The sequence below is a fragment of the Bartonella sp. TT29SHDZB genome, assembly GCF_042193395.1.
Taxonomy (GTDB): Bacteria; Pseudomonadota; Alphaproteobacteria; order Rhizobiales; family Rhizobiaceae; genus Bartonella.
The window spans coordinates 1-1,861 of sequence record NZ_JBHILQ010000082.1 but is presented as its reverse complement, the minus strand read 5'-3'; the positions used below and the strand labels follow the sequence as shown (position 1 = coordinate 1,861).

The 1,861-nt window shown below is 40.5% G+C and carries 3 protein-coding genes and 1 pseudogene; all 4 read right to left on the bottom strand.

Features of this window, described 5'->3' with window-relative positions; translation table 11 throughout:
• Window positions 1-71: 71 nt before the first annotated feature.
• On the bottom strand, window positions 72-479 hold the full coding sequence (locus ACFIJJ_RS09630) for a hypothetical protein (RefSeq protein WP_375636635.1): 408 nt from the start codon (window positions 477-479) through the stop codon (window positions 72-74).
• Window positions 476-1,240: a hypothetical protein gene (locus ACFIJJ_RS09625; protein ID WP_375646788.1), complete on the bottom strand. Its 765-nt coding sequence runs from the start codon at window positions 1,238-1,240 to the stop codon at window positions 476-478. Before ACFIJJ_RS09625 ends, ACFIJJ_RS09630 begins: the two co-directional genes overlap by 4 nt.
• 15 nt (window positions 1,241-1,255) lie before the next feature.
• Entirely contained in the window at window positions 1,256-1,660 is a 405-nt protein-coding gene (locus ACFIJJ_RS09620; RefSeq protein WP_375646787.1) for a hypothetical protein, read from the bottom strand.
• Window positions 1,657-1,861: pseudogene (locus tag ACFIJJ_RS09615) on the bottom strand (filamentous hemagglutinin); the annotation flags it as partial. The pseudogene ACFIJJ_RS09615 and the gene ACFIJJ_RS09620, both read right to left, overlap by 4 nt.

Here is a 1,861-nt window from a genome sequence, read left to right as displayed (position 1 = left end):
TTGAGGAAACAATCCCGTCATTTCAAGCAAAGCAAGGATGGCGGATTGTTAATCATCACAAACAGCAAAACTTAAGGCTGGCATTTGCGACTATTTTTATATTTTTTACAAAACGGGCTGTTTAAGCGCTTCTTGACACTGCGCTGTGGTATGACAGCACCTGGACGACATATGGGAAGGTTTTCGGCTCTAAAAGTATAACACCAATTACCTCCCAACTTATCTTTATAACGGAATCCTGCTTGGAGCATGCAAGCATGAATTGTTGCTTTAGCATTAATGCTTATATTTTCACTTTCTGGATCAACATCATAAGGCGTTGGCATACCACATTCTAACAAAGCTTTTCCTACCTCAGTAAAATCAGTAACACTATTTTTCTCCCACATACTCAAATACCCTGGAGCAGGCTTATCAATGTTACATCCAGCGATATTTAACAGAATGAGACCACTTAATAATTTCAAGATTTTCTTCATTTTTTCCTCCCTGAATATTTTGAATAAATTGGCGTACGATTAGGTGAACCGTAGCGCGATGTACACGCATAACCTGCATGACCATAACAAGCATGAACACTGGGGTAGCCTTTAAATATTTGCCCTCTCTCTTTCCAGGGACCACTTCCAGGAGGTATTTGCTCAAAAGTGTAAGGATTTTTGCCAATCTTTGTACCAACAAAGTCATTTTTATGATTTTCCAAGTTTACGTAATCCTGCTTTCCATCACTTAAGATATATAACGTATCTGCCATGTTTTGAGTATTATAAGCTGGTCCAAAGAAATTAATCGTTGTTTTCTTTGCTATACCATGAACACCATGCTTTTCTAAATCATGCGATCCATTGCCCGCTGTCATACTGCCGCGGCTATGCGCATCAGTATGCAATCCTATATTGCCAAAGCTATACAACAGATTCTGGTACTTCTTCGTCGAATTGGTCAGAGCACCCAACTTACCTTCTAGAGCATACTGATACCCTGCAATGAACAACTCTACCAAGAACGAATCGCTATGAGGGAACATCAGAAAATAGTGTGGATCATTCTTGTTATCAGCCAACTGAACCGCATTATGGGCTGCTTCATCTGGTGTTGTAAGAATACCATTGAGGAAAAAATGAACCTTGCCATCAGAACCTTTTTGTAAATTCTGTTGTTCTTCAGGCGTTAAATAATGTGCGTGAGGAAACAATCCCGCCATTCCAAGCAAAGGCAAAGATGGCGGATTGTTGATCATCACAAACAGAAAGACTTAAGGTTTGCATTCAGGTGCATTTTTATACTTTTTACAAAAAGGGCTGTTTAAGCGCTTCTTGACACTGGGCCTCGGGATCACAGCACCTGGACGACAAATGGGAAGGTTTTCGGCTTTATGATTCTCACACCAAGTCCCTCCCCCCACTTTATCACGAAAACCTGATTGAACCATACAGGCATCAATAGTTGCCCATGCATTGTAGCTGAGTTTTCTGTTTTCTGGATCGACATCATCAGGGGTTGGCATACCACATTCTAACAAGGCTTTTCCTACCTCTGTAAAATCAGTAACACCATTTTTCTCCCACGTAGCCACCTCTCCTGGAGGAGGTTTATCGATATTACATCCAGTTATAATTAACAAAGTTACAGTGCTTAATAATTTTAGAGTTTGTTTCATTTTTTACTCCTTGATTTACTTAAAGGAAATTGTTCACGATGAGATGTGCCATAAAACTTTTGGCATTTTGGACCCACGTCTCCAAGACAAGTATGGGGACTTACAGGATTTGTGATCACTCTCCACCATTCTGTCCAAACGTTACTGCCAGCAGGGAGTGTCCCGTAGGTATAGCCATTGCCACCAATAATTCTGCTTACA

Excerpts from the sequence above, each read along its gene's own strand:
- ACFIJJ_RS09625 (WP_375646788.1), bottom strand. The coding sequence starts at position 1,240 with ATGATCAACAATCCGCCATCTTTGCCTTTGCTTGGAATGGCGGGATTG.
- ACFIJJ_RS09620 (WP_375646787.1), bottom strand. The coding sequence starts at position 1,660 with ATGAAACAAACTCTAAAATTATTAAGCACTGTAACTTTGTTAATTATA.
- ACFIJJ_RS09630 (WP_375636635.1), bottom strand. The coding sequence starts at position 479 with ATGAAGAAAATCTTGAAATTATTAAGTGGTCTCATTCTGTTAAATATC.